This is a genomic window from Agromyces sp. C10 (genome assembly GCF_023217995.1).
GTDB lineage: Bacteria > Actinomycetota > Actinomycetes > Actinomycetales > Microbacteriaceae > Agromyces > Agromyces indicus.
In genome coordinates this window covers 65,794-84,481 of record NZ_JALPSX010000012.1, presented here as the reverse complement: position 1 = coordinate 84,481, position 18,688 = coordinate 65,794, and the positions used below count along the sequence as shown (strand labels likewise).

16 protein-coding genes are annotated in these 18,688 nt (G+C 72.7%); 10 read left to right on the top strand and 6 right to left on the bottom strand.

Going from position 1 to position 18,688, the window contains the following annotated elements:
• Positions 1-94 precede the first annotated feature (94 nt).
• From M1L56_RS14110 to M1L56_RS14095, 4 genes are read right to left on the bottom strand one after another with little or no spacing between them, the layout of a single operon-like run.
• Complete coding sequence (locus M1L56_RS14110) at positions 95-1,780, bottom strand: ABC transporter ATP-binding protein (RefSeq protein ID WP_248599708.1); 1,686 nt, start codon at positions 1,778-1,780, stop codon at positions 95-97.
• Positions 1,777-2,652: an ABC transporter permease gene (locus M1L56_RS14105; protein WP_374256865.1), complete on the bottom strand. Its 876-nt coding sequence runs from the start codon at positions 2,650-2,652 to the stop codon at positions 1,777-1,779. Before M1L56_RS14105 ends, M1L56_RS14110 begins: the two co-directional genes overlap by 4 nt.
• On the bottom strand, positions 2,649-3,629 hold the full coding sequence (locus M1L56_RS14100; protein ID WP_248599707.1) for an ABC transporter permease: 981 nt from the start codon (positions 3,627-3,629) through the stop codon (positions 2,649-2,651). Before M1L56_RS14100 ends, M1L56_RS14105 begins: the two co-directional genes overlap by 4 nt.
• Complete coding sequence (locus tag M1L56_RS14095; RefSeq protein WP_248599706.1) at positions 3,607-5,265, bottom strand: ABC transporter substrate-binding protein; 1,659 nt, start codon at positions 5,263-5,265, stop codon at positions 3,607-3,609. The genes M1L56_RS14100 and M1L56_RS14095 overlap by 23 nt, the downstream gene beginning before the upstream one ends.
• A gap of 124 nt (positions 5,266-5,389) precedes the next feature.
• On the opposite strand from M1L56_RS14095, the gene M1L56_RS14090 reads away from it, so the two are divergent.
• From M1L56_RS14090 to ndk, 5 genes are all read left to right on the top strand, one after another.
• Positions 5,390-5,791, top strand: coding sequence for a GntR family transcriptional regulator (locus tag M1L56_RS14090; protein WP_248599705.1), 402 nt, complete (start codon positions 5,390-5,392; stop codon positions 5,789-5,791).
• A 222-nt stretch (positions 5,792-6,013) separates the two neighbouring features.
• The gene (gene ileS / locus M1L56_RS14085) at positions 6,014-9,331 is read left to right on the top strand and encodes an isoleucine--tRNA ligase (RefSeq protein WP_248599704.1); all 3,318 of its coding nucleotides are present in this window, start codon (positions 6,014-6,016) and stop codon (positions 9,329-9,331) included.
• Entirely contained in the window at positions 9,328-10,701 is a 1,374-nt protein-coding gene (locus M1L56_RS14080; protein WP_248599703.1) for a folylpolyglutamate synthase/dihydrofolate synthase family protein, read from the top strand. The genes ileS and M1L56_RS14080 overlap by 4 nt, the downstream gene beginning before the upstream one ends.
• Complete coding sequence (locus M1L56_RS14075) at positions 10,698-11,114, top strand: DUF4233 domain-containing protein (RefSeq protein ID WP_248599702.1); 417 nt, start codon at positions 10,698-10,700, stop codon at positions 11,112-11,114. Before M1L56_RS14080 ends, M1L56_RS14075 begins: the two co-directional genes overlap by 4 nt.
• A complete protein-coding gene (gene ndk / locus M1L56_RS14070; RefSeq protein WP_067947397.1) occupies positions 11,111-11,533 on the top strand; it encodes a nucleoside-diphosphate kinase in 423 nt (140 codons plus the stop codon). Before M1L56_RS14075 ends, ndk begins: the two co-directional genes overlap by 4 nt.
• Positions 11,534-11,601: 68 nt before the next feature.
• Here ndk and M1L56_RS14065 read toward each other — a convergent pair whose 3' ends face one another.
• Complete coding sequence (locus M1L56_RS14065; RefSeq protein ID WP_248599701.1) at positions 11,602-12,225, bottom strand: vitamin K epoxide reductase family protein; 624 nt, start codon at positions 12,223-12,225, stop codon at positions 11,602-11,604.
• 305 nt (positions 12,226-12,530) lie between these two features.
• Between M1L56_RS14065 and M1L56_RS14060 the strand changes: the two genes are divergently transcribed.
• A complete protein-coding gene (locus M1L56_RS14060; RefSeq protein ID WP_248599700.1) occupies positions 12,531-15,200 on the top strand; it encodes an Rne/Rng family ribonuclease in 2,670 nt (889 codons plus the stop codon).
• Here the strand turns inward: M1L56_RS14060 and M1L56_RS14055 are convergent.
• Positions 15,186-15,467, bottom strand: a complete 282-nt coding sequence (locus tag M1L56_RS14055) for a DUF4031 domain-containing protein (RefSeq protein ID WP_067948505.1) — start codon at positions 15,465-15,467, stop codon at positions 15,186-15,188. The genes M1L56_RS14060 and M1L56_RS14055 overlap by 15 nt on opposite strands.
• A gap of 243 nt (positions 15,468-15,710) precedes the next feature.
• Between M1L56_RS14055 and rplU the strand changes: the two genes are divergently transcribed.
• The 4 genes from rplU to proB all read left to right on the top strand — a co-directional run bounded on the left by rplU (position 15,711) and on the right by proB (position 18,687).
• Positions 15,711-16,019, top strand: coding sequence for a 50S ribosomal protein L21 (gene rplU, locus M1L56_RS14050; RefSeq protein ID WP_067948503.1), 309 nt, complete (start codon positions 15,711-15,713; stop codon positions 16,017-16,019).
• 21 nt (positions 16,020-16,040) lie between these two features.
• On the top strand, positions 16,041-16,298 hold the full coding sequence (gene rpmA, locus M1L56_RS14045; RefSeq protein ID WP_067948501.1) for a 50S ribosomal protein L27: 258 nt from the start codon (positions 16,041-16,043) through the stop codon (positions 16,296-16,298).
• A 68-nt stretch (positions 16,299-16,366) separates the two neighbouring features.
• Positions 16,367-17,899, top strand: coding sequence for a GTPase ObgE (gene obgE / locus M1L56_RS14040; RefSeq protein WP_248599699.1), 1,533 nt, complete (start codon positions 16,367-16,369; stop codon positions 17,897-17,899).
• A complete protein-coding gene (gene proB / locus M1L56_RS14035; protein WP_248599698.1) occupies positions 17,896-18,687 on the top strand; it encodes a glutamate 5-kinase in 792 nt (263 codons plus the stop codon). Before obgE ends, proB begins: the two co-directional genes overlap by 4 nt.
• The last annotated feature ends 1 nt before the right edge of the window (position 18,688 follow it).

Below are 18,688 nucleotides of genomic sequence, written 5' to 3'. Positions count from 1 at the left end.
TTCGGTATGTGCGGCACCGAGTCCGTGGGGGTGCCTGAATGTGCGACGCTCCAGCTTACCGGAGGGGTGCTGCGCGCTCGAAGCCGGGGGTTCCTCAGGCGGCCAGGCGCGGGGCGTCCGCGACGAGCTGCGCCGTGTACGGATGCTGCGGGGAGCCGAAGACGTCGTCCGAGCTCCCGGTCTCGACGATGCGCCCCGAACGCATGACGGCGACCCGGTCGCTCATGTGGCGGACCACTCCGAGGTCGTGCGAGATGAACAGGAGCGCGAGTCCGTCCCGGCGCTGCAGATCGTCGAGCAGGTCGAGGATCTGCGCCTGGATCGTGACGTCCAGCGCCGAGACCGGCTCGTCGCAGATCAGCACGTCCGGTGCGGCGGCGAGGGCGCGGGCGATCGCGACGCGCTGCCGCTGGCCGCCCGAGAGGGTGAGCGGTCGGCGTGCGCCGACGGATGCCGCGAGGCCGACCTGGTCGAGCAGCTCCGCGACCCGCCGGTCCCGCTCGCGGCGTCCGGCTCGGGGCAGGACGGTGCCGAGGGCGTCGTCGAGGATGCCGCGGACGCTCCAACGCGGGTCGAACGAGCTCAGCGCGTCCTGGTAGACGGCGCCGATGCGGCGGCGCATCGGCCGGCGCTCGCGCTCGGGGAGGCTCGACCAGGGACGGCCGTCGAGGAGCACCTCGCCCGCATCCGGCGCGGCGAGGGCGAGGGCCAGGCGCGCCACGGTCGTCTTGCCCGATCCGGACTCGCCGACGAGCCCGAGGGTCTCTCCTCGGCGCACGTCGAGGGACACGTCGTCGACCGCGGCGAGGCGCCCGCCGGGCACGGGGAAGGTCTTCGTCACGCCGTCGAGGCGGAGCACGGGTCGCTCTCCGACCGCGGTCCGCGCGGGCGGCGCGGGGCGATCGCCGGTCCGGACCCCGTCGTCGGAGCCGCCATCGCCGGTGACCGGGGCGGACGACACGCTCAGGCGCTCGCCTCGGGCGCGGTCGGTGGGCACGGCGGCGATGAGCGCCCGCGTGTACGCGTGGCGGGGCGTGCGGAGCACCTGCTCGGCGACACCCTCCTCGACGAGGCGGCCGCCCCGCATGACGAGGATGCGGTCGGCGAGGCCGCCGACGACGGCGAGGTCGTGGCTGATCAGGAGGATCCCCGTGCCGCGCGAGCGGATCTCGCCGAGCAGCGCGAGGATGCGCGCCTGCACGGTGACGTCGAGCGCCGTCGTCGGTTCGTCGGCGATGAGGAGCGGGGGGTCGAGGGCGAGCGCGGCGGCGATGAGCGCGCGCTGCCGCAGCCCGCCGGACAGTTCCCCCGAGCGGCGGCCGGCGGCCGCGGCGGGGTCGGGCATACCCACCCGGTCGAGCAGGTCGACCACCCGCGTCCGCCGGTCGGCGGGCGGCATCCGTTCGTGGATGCGCAGCGCGTCGTCGATCTCGCGACCGATCGGCCGGAGCGGGTCGAGCGACACGAGCGCGTCCTGCAGGATCAGGCCGATGCTACGGCCGCGGACGCCGCGCCACTCGCGCTCACCGGCTCGGGCGAGGTCGCGGCCGAGGACCTCGAGCCGTGCGGCCGTGGTGGTCGAGCCCGGACCGGCGAGACCCAGGAGCGATCGCGCCGTGACGCTCTTGCCGGAGCCGGACTCGCCGACGATCGCGACGCACTCGCCGGGCCTGATCCGCAGCGACAGGCCGTGCACGACCTCGCGGCCGTCGAACGCGACGCGCAGCCCCTCGACGTCGAGGAGGGGGGCCGCGGCGGCGGCAGCCGCTCGGGCGGTCATCGCACCTCCTGGTCGCGTCGGGTGAGCGCCCGGCCGAGGACCGTCGTCGCCACGGTCGTGCCGACGATCATGAGTCCGGGGAACACCGTCATCCACCACGCGGTGCCGAGGTAGGTGCGGCCCGCCGCGAGCATCGCGCCCCACTCGGCGGCCGGCGGCTGCGCTCCGAGGCCGAGGTAGCTCAGCGCCGACGCCCACACGATCGCCTGGCCGATGCCCAGCGTGGCGAGCACGAGGAGCGGCACGAGTGCGTTCGGCAGGATGTGCCGCGCGAGGATGCGTCCGGGCGCGTGTCCGAGGACCCGCGCCGACTCGACGAAGGGCGCGCTGCGGATCGCGACGAGCTGCCCGCGGATGATGCGCGCGTACCCGGGCGCGGTCGAGAGCCCCACGGCGATCGTGGCCGTCACGGGCCCCGGTCCCGCGATGACGATGACGAGCAGCGCGAGGAGCAGCCCGGGGAACGCGAACAGCACCTCGACGAGCCGGCTGACGCCGAAGTCGACCGCGCGGCCGCCGAAGCTCGCGAGCGCGCCGAGCACGGCGCCCAGCAGGAGCCCGATGAACGTCGCCGTGACGCCGATGAGGAGGGAGGTCCCGGTCCCGGCGACGACGCGGCTGTAGACGTCGCGGCCCGATTCATCGGTGCCGAACCAGTGCGCGAACGACGGCGCCTGGAACGCCTCGGCGGCGGAGATCGCGTTCGGCGGATGCGTCTGCACCAACCCGGGCGCGAACGCGGCGACGGCGAGGAAGGCCACGAAGGCGAACGCGAGCAGCGTCCCGATGCGCGGCATTCGCCGTGCGGGGCGCGCCGCCTCGTGCTCGGCCGCCGACACGACGGTCGTCTGCCGCAGTTCGAGCTCGCTCACCGGGCTCCCTCCTGCCGGAGGCGCGGGTCGGCGACGCGGGCGACGAGGTCGGTGACCACGGTCATGACCACGTAGACGAGCGCGACGAACAGCACCACGCCGACGACGACCGGGATGTCGCGGAGCGTGACCGCCTGCAGGAGCGTGCGGCCGAGCCCGGGCATCGCGAAGATCGTCTCGACGACGACGGCGCCCGAGAGCAGCCAACCGAGCGCCCACCCCGACAGGCTGATGCCCGGCAGTGCGGCATGGCGGATGGTGTGGCGGAGCCGGACCCCGGCGGTGCTCTCACCGCGGGCCCGTGCCGAGACGACGAACGGCTGCTCGAGCGCGTCGAGCAGGCTCTCGCGCATCACCTGGGCGAGGAAGCCCGCGAGCGGGACGGCGAGGGTCACGACCGGCAGCACGAGGCCGGCGGGCGTGCCCGTCGCGACCGGCGGGAGCCAGCCGAGTCCCGAGCTGAAGACGGCGATGAGGACCCCGGCCAGCCAGAAGTGGGGGAGCGCTGCGGCGGTGAGCTCGACGGCCTCGCCGACGGCCGCCGCGATGCGACCCCGCCCCGTCGACCACAACGAGAGACCGAGCGCGAGCACCCAGGCGAGTGCGAGCGAGAGCACCGCGAGCAGGAGCGTGCCGCCGACCTGCGCGGCGAGGAGGTCGGCCACGGGGACGCGGAGGGCGTAGGACGAGCCGAGGTCTCCGGTGAGCAGCCGGCCGAGCATCGCGAGGTACTGCACGATCAGCGGCTGGTCGAGGCCGTACTCCTCGCGCACGAGGTCGAGTGCCTCCTGGGACGCCTGCGATCCGGGGCCGCCGAGGATCGCCTGGGCGGGATCCCCGGGGATCAGCCGGATGGCGAAGAAGGTGAGCGTGGCGACGGCCCACATGACGAAGACGGCGCCGCCGACGAGCACCGCCGCGTGACGGGCGGTGCTGCGACGGCGCCGGACCGGCTCAGTCGGCGAGCCAGGCGTCATGGAAGCTCGGCGTGGACACCGTCGGCATGGCGCGCGCGCCGCGCACCGACGGGTCGAGCAGGAAGCTGTTCTGCTGGTCGTACAGCGGGAGCAGGTAGTACCCGCCGAGGATGCGCTGCTGCGCCTGCTCGTACAGGTCGGCGCGGGCGTCGGCGTCGCTCTCGGCGGCGGCCTCCGTCAGCAGCGCGTCGACCTCGGGGTCGTTCAGCTGGGCGAGGTTCGCGAAGTAGCCGCTCGGCGCGGGCGTGATGCTGTCGGAGTGGTACAGGATCCGCAGCACGTCGGGGCCGACCTTGGTGTACGGCGCACTCACGATCTCGTACTCGTTCGCGAACAGGCGCCCGTACCAGCTGGACAGGTCGAGCAGGTCGATGACGACGTCGAAGCCGGCCTCCTTCGCGGTGGCCTGCACCTGCTCGAACAGCGACTGCTCGGCGGGGATCGACTGGTTGGTGCTCACCGGGAAGCGCAGCGTCAGGCGCTGCCCGTCCTTCAGGCGCGTGCCGTCGGCGTCGCGCTCGGTCCACCCGGCCTCGTCGAGCAGCTCGTTCGCGCGGTCGAGGTCGGGCTCGAACCGCGACGCGTCGGAGTACGCGAGCGCCTCGACCGAGGAGAGAGCCGAGTACGACCGCTCGGCGGTGCCGAAGAACAGCGCGTCGATGCCCTCGTCGACCTGGACGGCGCGGATGAAGGCCTCGCGCACGCGCTCGTCGTCGAACGGCGCCTGCCCCGAGTTGAGCTCGATGCGGTTCGAGGCGCCCGGACGCGGCGCGTCGAGCCACGCGAGGTTCCCGGACTCCTCGGCGGCGGCGATGGTGTCGGGCTGCGGGTTGTCGATCACGTCGACCTGGCCGCCCTGCAGCGCGGCGTACCGGGACGCGGCATCCGGCACGAAGCGCCACTCGATCGCCTCGAGGTAGGCGGGACCCTCGTGCCCGGCGTCGGCGGGCGGCGAGGAGTACTCGTCGTTGCGGACCAGCATCACGCGGTCCTGCTTCACCCAGTCGTCGACGACGAACGGCCCGGTGCCGATCGGCGCCTCGCAGTTCTCCTCCATGCCGCGGGCGATGCCGGCGGGGGACTGGATGGCGGTCCAGGGCTGGCTCAGCGACTCGAGCAGTGCACTGTCGGGCGTGGTGAGGACGAAGCGCGCCGTGAGGTCGTCGACGACCTCGACGCGCTCGACCTTGCCCATCGCGAGGTAGCCGGTGGACGACTGCGTCGCCGGATCCCGCAGGTGCTCGACGTTGACCTTCACGGCCTCGGCGTCCAGCGGCGTGCCGTCGGTGAACGTCACCCCGTCGCGCAGCGTGAACTCCCACGCGAGGCCGTCCTCCGACGCCTCCCACGACTCGGCGAGCCACGGGACGATCTCGCCGGAGTCGTCGCGCGAGACGAGCGACTCGAGGAACTGCCCTGCGATGAGCGCCTGCGGGTAGTTGCCGCCGACGTGCGGGTCCAGGCACGTCGGCTCCGCGTCGCCGCTCGCGTAGACGAGCGTGCCGCCCTCCACGGGTTCGTCGGAGGCCTGAGGCTCGTCGGCCTGGCAGCCGGCGAGCGCGAGTGCCGACACCAGGCCGGCGGCGATCAGGGCGGAACGGCCGAGGGGCCGTCGGGTCACGGGTGCAGCACGCATCGAAGTCCTTGCGACAGGGGGAGAAGGTGGGCCGCACGTCGTCGGGGCCGAGATCATCCTGACACCGCCGACGACCGCTCACAAGCGAGTTGTGCGCATAGACATAGAACAATATGCTTCGTGCGTGCTGATCCGCGTCGACCCGGCAGACCCGCTGCCGCTGCACGAGCAGCTCACGCGCGGCATCCGCGCCTCGATCATCGACGGCCGGCTCGCCGGCGGCGAGCGACTGCCGGCGGCCCGCGACCTCGCGGCATCCGTCGGCGTCAACATGCACACCGTCCTGCACGCCTACCGCCGACTCCGCGACGAGGGGCTCATCGAACTCCACCGCGGGCGGGGCGCCGTCGTCCTCGTCCGCCTCGGCGGGCACGGCGCGCTCGCGGGCGCCATCCACGACCTCGTCGACGAGGCCAAGGCGCGCGACATCGGCGAGCCCGCCCTGCTCGCGCTGATCAGCGAGGCGTATCGCTGGGCCCCGGGCGGACCGCCCACCGGCGTGCGCCGTCCCCCGACGACCCGGTAGTCTGGAGGGACCGACATCGATCCGGCCATCACCGGGGAGTCTTCGGAAGAACCGCCCGCAGCACGACCGCGGGCCAAGTAGAACCGAACGGGGCAGGCCCGTCACAGCCGCAGCACGAGAGGTCCGGCGCTCCGCCGCCGGGCAAGCGGGGTGGTACCGCGCAGGCGTCCGAACGGGCGCCGGCGTCCTCGCGGTAGGTGATCCGTCCCGCAAGGAGCGCGCGTGTACCCCCGCAACGACGACCAGCCCGTGGCCCCGTCGCCCGACTTCCCCGCCATCGAACGCGACGTCCTCGCGCACTGGAAGGCCGACGGCACGTTCCAGGCGTCCATCGACCAGCGCGACGGCGCCGAGGAATGGGTCTTCTACGACGGCCCGCCCTTCGCCAACGGCCTGCCGCACTACGGACACCTGCTCACCGGCTACGCCAAGGACCTCTTCCCGCGCTTCCAGACCATGCGCGGCAAGCAGGTGCACCGCCGCTTCGGCTGGGACACCCACGGCCTCCCCGCCGAACTCGAGGCGGAGCGGCAGCTCGGCATCACCGACAAGGCCGAGATCGAGCGCATGGGCATCGCCGCGTTCAACCAGGCCGCGCGGGAGGCCGTCCTCCGCTACACGAAGGAGTGGGAGGAGTACGTCACCCGCCAGGCGCGCTGGGTCGACTTCGAGCACGACTACAAGACGCTCGACGTCACCTTCATGGAGTCGGTGATCTGGGCCTTCAAGCAGCTCCACGAGAAGGGCCTCGCGTACGAGGGCCACCGCGTGCTGCCGTACTGCTGGCGCGACCAGACGCCGCTGTCGAACCACGAGCTGCGCATGGACGACGACGTCTACAAGAACGTCCAGGACCAGACCGTCACGGTCACCTTCCCCCTGACGGGCGCGAAGGCGGAGTCGCTCGGCCTCACCGCGGTGCGCGCCCTCGCCTGGACCACCACGCCCTGGACGCTCCCGACGAACTTCGCACTCGCCGTCGGACCCGACATCGAGTACGCGGTCGTGCCCGCGGGGCCGAACGGCACCCCGGATGCCACCGTCCTCCGCGAGCGCGCCGGCGGCGCGGCATCCGACACCGAGGTGCTCGGCGCCGAGTACCTCATCGCGATCGACCTCGTCGGCAACTACGCGAAGGAACTCGGCTACGAGTCGGCCGACGACGCCCGCGCCGCGGTCTCGCGGACGGTCCGCGGGGCGGAGCTCGAGGGCATCACGTACGACCGCCTCTTCGACTACTACGCCGACGTCGAGCGCTGGGGCCTCGAGAACGCGTGGACCATCCTCGTCGCCGACTACGTCACGACCGAGGACGGCACGGGCATCGTGCACCAGGCCCCCGCCTACGGCGAGGAGGACCAGAAGGCGTGCGAGGCCGCGGGCATCCCGGTCGTGCTCTCGCTCGACGACGGCGGCAAGTTCCTCCCCGAGGTGACGGATGTCGCGGGGCTCCTCTGGAGCGACGCGAACAAGCCGCTCACGCAGCTGCTGAAGGCCGAGGGGCGCCTGCTCCGCCAGGCCAGCTACGAGCACTCGTACCCGCACTGCTGGCGGTGCCGCAACCCGCTCATCTACCGGGCGGTGTCGAGCTGGTTCGTGCGCGTGCCGGAGTTCCGCGACCGCATGGAGGAGCTCAACCAGGAGGTGAACTGGGTCCCGGCGAACGTCAAGGACGGCCAGTTCGGCAAGTGGCTCTCGGGTGCGCGCGACTGGTCGATCAGCCGCAACCGCTACTGGGGCTCGCCGATCCCGGTCTGGAAGAGCGACGACCCCGCCCACCCGCGCATCGACGTGTACGGCTCGCTCGAGGAGCTCGAGCGCGACTTCGGCCGCCTGCCGGTGAACCAGCACGGCGAGCCCGACCTGCACCGCCCGTACATCGACGAGCTGACCCGGCCGAACCCCGACGACCCGACCGGCCAGTCGACCATGCGCCGCATCCCCGACGTGCTCGACGTCTGGTTCGACTCCGGGTCGATGCCGTTCGCGCAGGTGCACTACCCGTTCGAGAACCGCGAGTGGTTCGACACCCACAATCCGGCCGACTTCATCGTCGAGTACATCGGGCAGACGCGCGGCTGGTTCTACACCCTCCACGTGCTCTCGACCGCGCTGTTCGACCGGCCGGCGTTCGAGAACGTCGTGAGCCACGGCATCGTCCTCGGCAACGACGGGCAGAAGATGTCGAAGTCGCTGCGCAACTACCCGGACGTCAACGAGGTGTTCGACCGCGACGGCTCCGACGCGATGCGCTGGTTCCTCATGTCGAGCTCGGTGCTGCGCGGCGGCAACCTGATCGTGACCGAGGAGGGCATCCGCGAGGGCGTCCGCCAGCTCATGCTGCCGCTGTGGAGCACCTGGTACTTCTTCTCGCTCTACGCCAACACCGCGCGCGAGGGCGGATACGAGGCATCCCGCCGCACCGACTCGACCGACGTGCTCGACCGGTACCTGCTCGCCAAGCTCCGCGACCTCGTCGGCGCCGTCACCGCCGACCTCGAGGACTTCGACTCGCCGCTCGCGGCGCAGAAGCTGCGCGACTTCGGCGACGTGCTCACGAACTGGTACGTGCGCCGCTCGCGCGACCGGTTCTGGGGCGGCGTCGCCGAGGACGGCACCGGCAGCGAGGCCTTCGACACCCTGTACACGGTGCTCGAGACGCTGACGCGCCTGGCCGCGCCGCTGCTGCCGCTCGTGACCGAGCAGGTGTGGCGCGGGCTCACCGGCGGACGGAGCGTGCACCTGACCGACTGGCCCGTGGCCGATGAGTTCCCCGCCGACCCCGAGCTCGTCGCCGCCATGGACGGCGTGCGCGAGGTCACGGGCGCCGTGCTCGCACTGCGCAAGCAGGCCGGCCGGCGCGTGCGGCTGCCGCTCGCGGCGCTCACGGTCGTGACGACGGATGCCGCGGCGCTCGCGCCGTTCGAGGGCATCCTCCGCGACGAGCTCAACGTCAAGCGCGTCGACCTCGTCGAGCTCGACGAGACGAGCGCCGCAACGTACGGCGTCACCAAGCGACTGACCGTCAACGCCCGCGCGGCCGGTCCCCGGCTCGGCAAGCAGGTGCAGCAGGCGATCCAGGCCGCCCGTTCGGGCGACTGGACCCTCGACGGCGACACGGTCGTCGCCGGCGGCATCCCGCTGGAGTCGGGGGAGTACGACCTGGTGCTCGAGGCCGGCGCGGCGGGCGACGGCCAGGCGCTGGGCCTCCTCGCCGACGGCGGCTTCGTCATCCTCGACACGGTGACGACGCCCGAGCTCGAGGCGGAGGGCCTCGCGCGCGACGTGGTCCGCGCCGTGCAGGACGCCCGCAAGGCGGCCGGCCTCGAGGTCGGCGACCGGATCCGGCTCTCGCTCACGCTCGACGCAGCGGGCGTCGCCGCCGCCGAGGCGCACCGCGACCTCATCGGCCGCGAGACGCTCGCTCCGGAGGTCGTGATCGCCGAGGGGTCGCCGAACGGCGACGAGGCGCGCTCGGTCGGCGACGGCTCGAAGCTCGCGGTCCGGGTCGAGAAGCTCGCGGAGGTGCCCGCCCGATGAGTACCGTGACGCCCGAGTCCACGCCGGAGGAGCGCGATGCCGCCGACGCCGTGTACGCCGCGCTGCTCGCGCGCGTCGGCGAGGCCCAGCCGCAGCCGCGGCTCGATGCCACGCGTCGAGCCGTCGAACTGCTCGGCGATCCGCATCGCGCCGCGCCCGTGATCCACCTGACCGGGACCAACGGCAAGACCTCGACGAGCCGGATGATCGAGAGCATCCTGCGCGCGCAGGGCCTCCGCACGGGACTCATGACGAGCCCGCACCTCGTGCGGTTCACCGAGCGCATCCGCATCGACGGCGAGCCCATCGCCGATGAGGCGGTCGCCCGCATCTGGGAGGAGATCCTCCCGGTGCTCGGCCTCGTCGACGCGGAGCTCGAGGGGCGCGGGGAGGTGCCGCTGACGTACTTCGAGGCGCTCACCGTGCTCGCCTTCGCCGCCTTCGCCGACGCGCCCGTCGACGTGGTGGTGCTCGAGGTCGGCATGGGCGGCGAGTGGGACTCCACCAACGTCGCCGACGGCCAGGTGGCCGTCATCACGCCCATCGCCATCGACCACGCCGAGCGCCTCGGCCGGACGATCGCGGAGATCGCCCGCACCAAGTCCGGCATCATCAAGCCGGGCGCGGCCGTCGTGACGGCCTTCCAGGCGCCCGAGGCGCTCGAGGTGCTGCACGAGGTCGCCGCGGCGCGCGAGGCGAGCGTCGCGGTCGAGGGCGGCGCGTTCGCCGTGCTCGACTCGCGCGTGGCCGTGGGCGGCCAGCTCGTCTCGGTGCGCGGCCTCGCGGGCGAGTACCGCGACCTCGCACTCCCGCTCTACGGGCGCTACCAGTCCGAGAACGCGGCCCTGGCCATCGCGGCCGTCGAGTCGTTCCTCGGCGGAACCGTCCGACTGGCCGACGACGTGCTCGAGGCCGGGCTCGGCGCGGCGACCTCGCCGGGCCGCCTGCACCCGGTGTCGGTCGACCCGACCGTCCTCGTCGACGCGGCGCACAACCCGCACGGCGCCGCCGCCCTCGTCGAGGCGCTCGGCGAGTACTTCGACTTCGACGAGCTCGTCGTCGTCCTCGGCGTGCTGGGCGACAAGGATGCCACGGGGATCGTCCGGGCGCTCGAGCCGACCGGGGCGCGCTTCCTCGCCACGCAGTCCGAGTCCGACCGGGCCATCCCGGCCGGCGAGCTCGCGGCATCCGTGGCAGCGGTGGTCGGCCCCGACCGCGTCGACATGGTCGAGCGCCTCGACGATGCGCTCGACGACGCCCGCGACTGGGCGGCGCGCGGCGAGAAGCGCGGCGTCCTCGTCACCGGGTCGATCACCCTCGTCGGCGACGCCATCGCGATCGCCGACGACCGCGGCTGGAGCGACCGGTGACCACGGCCGAGCCCGCCGCTCCGATCCCGGGCGGCCCGCGGTCGGTGCGCCGCACCCTCGCGAGCATCGTGCTCGCGTTCGAGGTCGTCGTCGTGTTCCTCGCCGCGCTCGTGATCTGGGGGCTGTCGCGCGAGGAGGGCGGCATCCTGAGCCTGCCCGAGTGGGCGCCGCTCGCCGGCGGCGGCGTGGTGATCCTCGGGCTCGTGCTCACCCTCGGCCTGCTCCGCCACGAGTGGGCCTACGGCCTCGGCTGGGCGCTGCAGGCCGTCATCTTCGCGTCGGGTCTGCTCAACCCGGCGATGTTCGTCGTGGGTGCCCTGTTCGGCGGCATGTGGGCGTACTGCATGATCGTTGGCGGGCGCATCGACCGTGATCGGGCGGCGTCCGCCGCCCCAGGAAGGGAACCCCAATGACCACCGCCATCGAAGAGACCCTCGTGCTCGTGAAGCCCGACGGGGTCGCGCGCAACCTCACCGGCGAGATCCTCCGCCGCATCGAGGCGAAGGGCTACTCGCTCGTCGACATCCGCATGGTGCAGCCCGACCGCGAACTGCTCGCGAAGCACTACGCCGAGCACGAGGGCAAGCCCTTCTACGAGCCGCTCGTCGAGTTCATGGAGTCCGGTCCGGTCGTCGCGATGCGCGTCGCCGGCAACCGGGTCATCGAGGGCTTCCGCGTCCTCGCCGGCACCACCGACCCGACGACCGCCGCGCCGGGCACCATCCGCGGCGACTTCGGCCGCGACTGGGGCCTGAAGGTGCAGCAGAACCTCGTGCACGGCTCCGACTCGGTGGAGTCGGCCGAGCGCGAGCTCGCGCTCTGGTTCGACTGAGCCGTCCGCTCGACCGCGCGGCGGCGGCATCCGGCGACGGATGCCGCCGCCGTTCCGCGTGCGGCCGATCAGAACAGGTTCTGCAGGTCGATGATCACGCGCGGGATGGCGTTCATCTGCGCCTGCGCGAGCAGGATGACGACGGCGTAGCAGGCGATCGTGATGACGACCACCCATCCCATGAGCGTGTCCGCGACACGCCGCACCGCGGGTGAGGCGGGGATCGCCCCCTCGCGGAGGTTCCGGAGCGTGACGACCAGGAAGGCGGGGATCGTGACCGCCCACGTGAGCATGCACCACGGGCAGAGCACGTCGAGCACGTAGATGCTCTGCGCGATGAGCCAGATCACGAAGGCCAGCGCACCCGTGACGCCCACGTTCAGCCCGATCCAGTACCAGCGCGCGAAGCGGGCACCGGCGAGCAAAGCCACCCCGGTCGTGATGACCACCGGCCAGGCCATGAGCCCGATCAGCGGATTGGGGAACCCGAACAGCGCGCCCTGGTCCGACCCGAGGTTCACGCTGCACCCGACGAGCACGCCCACGTTGCACGCCGGCACGTAGTCGGGATTCGACAGCGTGAGGATCTTCTCGAGCGTCAGCTCGAACGCCGCGAGCAGGCCCAGCGCCCCCGCGACGACGAGGAACACGGCGAGCGCGACCGGCCGTGCCGGGCGGGGGGAGTCGGGCATGCCCGGTATTCTGGCACGCCGATTCCGCGCAGCGCTGGGAGACCGTGCGATAATCGTTGCAGTCGCCCGAGCCGCGCTCGGTGCGACGCCAACGAGGGCTTTGAGGATGCACCGCATCCGCATCCGCGGACGAACCGCGAGATTTGGCGTCACCGGCACCCGCCGGGCGCAGCAGAGAAGGATTGGCGGTCCGGCGCACGGCGCGGGACCGCTCCGAGGAGTACGGGGTGAGGTGGCGCGGCCACCGCTCCCGGCGTAGGAGTGCACCAGAGATGGTGGAAGACAACGGAACACCGACGAACGCAATGTCAGGCGAGTCGCCCCGGCGCAAGGTGGGGCTCTTCGGCGCCCGCCGCACCGGCCGCCGTGCGACCCAGGTCGTGCCGCGCAGCGAGCACGAGACCACGGATGCCGCCGCGCCGGCCGCCGCCGAGCCCCCCGCGGGCCCGAGCTCACCGGTGACGGAGGAGTCCGCCGCGCCGGTCCTCACGCACGGCGACGGGCAGGAGCGCCAGGCCGAAGCGGCCGTTGAGCCGGTCGAGGCGACCGCGGAGCCGGTGGCGGACGCTCCGGCCGACGCCGCGGCATCCGCTGCCACGCAGGCCGACGAGGCGGCGGCGGAGGAGACTCCGGCCGAGGCCGCCGAGGCCGCCGGATCCGACGCGGAGGCCGAGTCGGCGTCGCCGATCCCCGCGGTGCTGACGACCACCTCGCTGATCTTCCACGCCCCGCCCGTGTTCGAGCCGCCGGCCGCCGACCGGTCCGACCGGTCCGACCGCGGCGATCGGGACCGCGACCGCGAGCGCGACGCCCAGGGTGAGGGTTCGAGCGTCCGCCGCCGGTCCCGCCGCCGCAGCGGCGAGGAGTCGCGCAACGCCGGCGACGAGCCCGAGAACACGGTCGTCAAGGTCCGCAAGCCCCGCGAGCCGGAGCTGATCACCGAGCCGCAGAAGGTCAAGGGCTCCACGCGCCTCGAGGCGAAGAAGCAGCGTCGCCGCGACGGTCGTGACGCCGGGCGCCGCCGGGCCGTGATCACCGAGGCGGAGTTCCTCGCGCGCCGCGAGTCGGTCGACCGCCAGATGGTCGTGCGCCAGAAGGGCGGCCGCATCCAGATCGGCGTCATGGAGGACGGCGTGCTCGTCGAGCACTACGTCGCGCGCAACCAGGATGCCTCGCTCATCGGCAACGTGTACCTCGGCCGCGTGCAGAACGTGCTGCCGAGCATGGAGGCCGCGTTCGTCGACATCGGCCGAGGCCGCAACGCCGTGCTGTACTCCGGCGAGGTCGACTGGGATGCCGCCGCCGAGAACGGCGAGAAGAACCAGCCCCGACGCATCGAACTCGCGCTGAAGCCGGGCGACCGGGTGCTCGTCCAGGTCACGAAGGACCCGGTGGGCCACAAGGGCGCTCGCCTGACCAGCCAGATCTCGCTGCCGGGCCGCTACCTCGTGTACGTGCCGAACGGCTCCATGAACGGCATCAGCCGCAAGCTCCCCGACACCGAGCGCGCGCGCCTGAAGAAGATCCTCAAGGAGGTGCTCCCCGAGAACCAGGGCGTCATCGTGCGCACCGCGGCCGAGGGCGCCACCGAGGAGCAGCTCACGCGCGACGTCAACCGGCTCATCAGCCAGTGGGCCGACATCTCGCAGACGATCGAGAAGGTCCAGGCGCCGGCGCTCCTGCACTCCGAGCCCGACCTGCTCATCAAGATCGTCCGCGACGTCTTCAACGAGGACTTCCAGAAGATGATCATCGCCGGCGACGAGGCGCGCCGCACGATCGAGAAGTACCTCGGCCAGGTCGCACCGGACCTGCTCGAGCGCGTCGAGGCGTACGAGGGCGAGCGCGACGCGTTCGACGAGTTCCGCATCACCGAGCAGATCGCGAAGGCGCTCGAGCGCAAGGTGTGGCTGCCGTCCGGCGGTTCGCTGATCATCGACCGCACCGAGGCGATGACCGTCATCGACGTCAACACGGGCAAGTTCGTCGGCTCCGGCGGCAACCTCGAGGAGACGGTCACCAAGAACAACCTCGAGGCGGCGGAGGAGATCGTCCGCCAGCTGCGACTCCGCGACATCGGCGGCATCATCGTCGTCGACTTCATCGACATGGTGCTCGAGTCCAACCGCGACCTCGTGCTGCGTCGACTCGTCGAGTGCCTCTCGCGCGACCGCACGAAGCACCAGGTCGCCGAGGTCACCTCCCTCGGCCTCGTGCAGATGACCCGCAAGAAGCTCGGGCTCGGCCTGCTCGAGTCGTTCTCCGAGTCGTGCGAGGTCTGCGCCGGACGCGGCATCATCGTCCACCACGAGCCGATCGCGAAGCACCGCGCGCCGCAGCAGCAGGTCGAGCGCCGCCGGAACCGCGGCGGCGGCAACGGGAACAACGGCGGGTCGTCGCAGGCGCCCGCGGCCGACAAGGCGCATCAGGGCACGCACGCCATCACCGAGGACGTGAAGCACGCGCTCGCGCAGATCGCCGCGTCGACCGTCGCGCACGCCGAGCCGAAGGCGCCGACGGATGCCGCATCCGAGCCGTCGTCGGCGGTCGCCGACGCCACGCCGAGCGCCGAGGCGCCGGCCGAGGGCGGCGGGCGCCGGCGTGGTCGTCGTCGCGCGTCGCGGGGCTCGGGCGGCGGCGCCGGCGAGCGCGAGGCCGCGGCCGAGGCGCCCGCCGTCCCGGACGAGCGCGCCGAGGCCGAGACGCCGGCGAGCGCAGCCGAGCCCGCCGCGGAGCGCCCGGCACCGATCATCGACCTGCCCGAGCCGCCGGTCAGGCGCGAGCGTCCGGCGCGCGTGCCCGAGGCCGAGGTGCTCCTCGACTCCATGCTCGACGCCCTGCCCGCTCCGAAGCAGCCCGGCGAGGGCCGCGCGCGCTCGCGGAGTCGTCGCGTCTCCACGGCGGCGCTGAGCCCCGCGGGCGCGCCGCCCGTGATCACCCGGCCCGACGGCGAGGGCGGCTCAGCGTCCGACTGAGCGGCGCCGCTCGCGGGGCGTGACCCGGAGCCCGCTCGCCCGGAGCCGGCGCACGAGCTCGCGAGCGGGCACCGGCTCGGCGCCCGCGGCGACGAGCTCGTCGTACCGCTCGGCGGGCACGTCGTAGTGGTCGAGGTCGAAGCCGCGGGCGGGAATCCCGTTGCGCTCCGCGAAGGCGACGAGCTCGTCGATCGAGCTGTCGCTGACGAGGTGCGACCAGACGGTGCCGTGCTTGGGCCACAGCGGCGGGTCGATGAGCACGGCCATGGCGCCGAGTGTACGCCGGGGGAGCGCGGCGCCCCTCCGACCCGGCCACAACACGCGGGGTGGCGCGCGTTTGACCGGCCCCGCGGCATCCGTGTAAACTCGACCGTTGGTGCCGCCGCTTATCCCGGTGGGCACGCACAGTTTTCTGGCAGTGACGACCCTCCTTCCCGCTGGGGTCATCCGCGCAGTGACATCCCATCAGTTAGGCGGAGCCGCATGGCTCCCTGGAGATAGGTACGAGAAGTGGTTTACGCAGTAGTGCGCGCCGGTGGTCGGCAGGAGAAGGTCGAGGTCGGCACCATCGTGACGATGGACCGGATCAAGGCCGACAAGGACGGCAACGTGCAGCTCACGCCCGTCCTCCTCGTCGACGGCGACTCGATCACCTCCGACGCCGAGTCGCTCGCCAAGGTCACGGTCACGGCCGAGGTCCTGAACGACCTGCGCGGTCCGAAGATCGTCATTCAGAAGTTCAAGAACAAGACCGGCTACAAGAAGCGCCAGGGCCACCGTCAGGAGCTCACGCGCGTCAAGATCACCGGCATCAAGTAACGGCCAGAGGAGACAGGGACAATGGCACACAAGAAGGGTGCGAGCTCCACTCGCAACGGTCGTGACTCGAACGCCAAGCGCCTCGGTGTGAAGCGCTTCGGCGGCCAGGTCGTCTCGGCGGGCGAGATCCTCGTCCGCCAGCGCGGCACCCACTTCCACCCCGGTGCGGGCGTGGGCCGCGGCGGCGACGACACGCTCTTCGCCCTCGAGGCGGGTGCGGTCGAGTTCGGCAACAAGGGCGGCCGCAAGGTCGTGAACATCGTTTCGGTCGACGCGTAAGCGGGATCGGTTTCGTGAGGGCGGGCTTCGGCTCGCCCTCACGTGTTTCCTGAGAGGAGGGCAGCGGCATGGTGAGCTTCGTCGACCAGGTCCGGCTGTTCCTGCGCGCCGGACACGGCGGCAACGGCTGCGTGTCGGTGCGCCGCGAGAAGTTCAAGCCGCTCGCCGGCCCCGACGGCGGCAACGGCGGTGACGGCGGCGACATCGTCCTCGTCGCCGACTCGCAGGTGACCACCCTCCTCGCCTACCACGGGCGACCGCACCGGTCCTCCGAGAACGGCCAGCCCGGCATGGGCGACAACCGCTCCGGCGCGACCGGCGAGCCGCTCGAGCTGCCCGTCCCCGTCGGCACGGTCGTGAAGGACGCCGACGGCACCGAGCTCGCCGACCTCACCGAGCCCGGCATGCGCTTCGTGGTCGCCCCCGGCGGCCAGGGCGGGCTGGGCAACGCCGCGCTCGCCTCGCAGAAGCGCAAGGCGCCCGGTTTCGCGCTGCTCGGCACCCCGGGCTTCGAGGGCGAGGTCACCCTCGAGCTGAAGACGATCGCGGACGTCGCGCTGGTGGGCTTCCCCTCCGCGGGCAAGTCGAGCCTGATCGCGGCGATGTCCGCCGCACGGCCCAAGATCGCCGATTACCCGTTCACCACGCTGCACCCGAACCTCGGCGTGGTCCAGGCCGGCGACCACCGGTTCACGGTCGCCGACGTGCCCGGGCTCATCGAGGGCGCGAGCGAGGGCAAGGGGCTCGGGCTCGAGTTCCTCCGCCACGTCGAGCGCTGCTCGGCGCTGCTGCACGTGCTCGACTGCGCCACGCTCGAGCCGGGGCGCGACCCGGTCACCGACCTCGAGGTCATCCTCCGCGAGCTCGAGGCGTACGAGGTGCCCGAGGGCCAGACGCCGCTGCTCGAGCGCCCCCAGCTCGTCGCCCTCAACAAGATCGACGTGCCCGAGGCGCGCGAGCTCGCCGAGTTCGTCCGCCCCGAGCTCGAGTCGCGCGGCTACCGCGTCTTCGAGATCTCCACGGTGAGCCACGAGGGCCTGCGCCAGCTGGGCTTCGCGCTCGGCGAGATCGTCGACCGCGCGCGAGCGGATGCCGCGGCCGCCCCGGCGCCGCCGCGCATCGTGCTCCGCCCGAAGCCCGTGCAGGACGCCGGGTTCGTGGTGAAGCCCGAGGGCGGCAGCTACGGCACGATCTACCGCGTGCTCGGCGCGAAGCCCGAGCGGTGGGTCGCGCAGACCGACTTCACGAACGACGAGGCCGTCGGCTACCTCGCCGACCGGCTCGCCCGCCTCGGCGTGGAGGACGAGCTCGTGCGCGCCGGTGCGGTCGCCGGCTCCACCGTGGTCATCGGTCCGGGCTCCGGCGTGGTGTTCGACTGGGAGCCCACGCTCACCTCGACGGCCGAGCTCATCACGTCGCCGCGCGGCAGCGACATCCGCCTCGACGACAACCGGCGCGCCACGCGCGCCGAGCGCCGGGGCGAGTACCACGAGCGCATGGACGCGAAGGCCGAGGCCCGTGCCGAGCTGGAGCGCGAGCGCGAGGCCGGCCTCTGGACGGGAGGCGCGGGCGAGGACGCCGAGGACGAGGAGCGCGGATGACGCACGAGCCGCTCACGCGCGACCGCGTGGCTGAGGCCCGGCGGATCGTGGTGAAGGTCGGGTCCTCCTCGATCTCGGGCGAGAACGTCGGACAGATCGCCCCCCTCGTGGACGCCCTCGCGAGCTCGCACGAGCGCGGCGCGGAGGTCGTCCTCGTCTCGTCCGGCGCGATCGCGACCGGCATGCCGTACCTCCGGCTCGACGCCCGCCCCGACGACCTCGCGACGCAGCAGGCGGCCGCCTCCGTCGGGCAGAACATCCTCATCTACCGCTACCAGGAGTCCCTGCGCCGGTTCGGGATCGTCGCGGGGCAGGTGCTGCTCACCGCGGGCGACCTCGAGAACGACACCCACCGCCTGAACGCCCAGCGGGCGATGGAACGCCTCCTCGGCCTCCGGATCATGCCGATCGTCAACGAGAACGACACGGTCGCCACCCACGAGATCCGCTTCGGCGACAACGACCGCCTCGCGGCCATGGTCGCCGAGCTCATCGGCGCCGACCTGCTCGTGCTGCTCTCCGACGTCGACGCGCTGTACACCCGACCGCCGCACCTCGAGGGCGCCGAGCCGATCCCGCACGTCGCGTACGGCGACGAGCTCGCCGGCGTGGAGATCGGCTCGATCGGGCGCGCGGGCGTCGGCACCGGGGGAGCGGAGACGAAGGTGTCCGCCGCGCGGATCGCCGCGGCATCCGGCACCGGCGTGCTCGTCACGGCCACCTCGCTCGTGGCCGATGCGCTCACCGGAGCCCGTGTCGGCACCTGGTTCGAGCCGGCCGCCCGCTGAC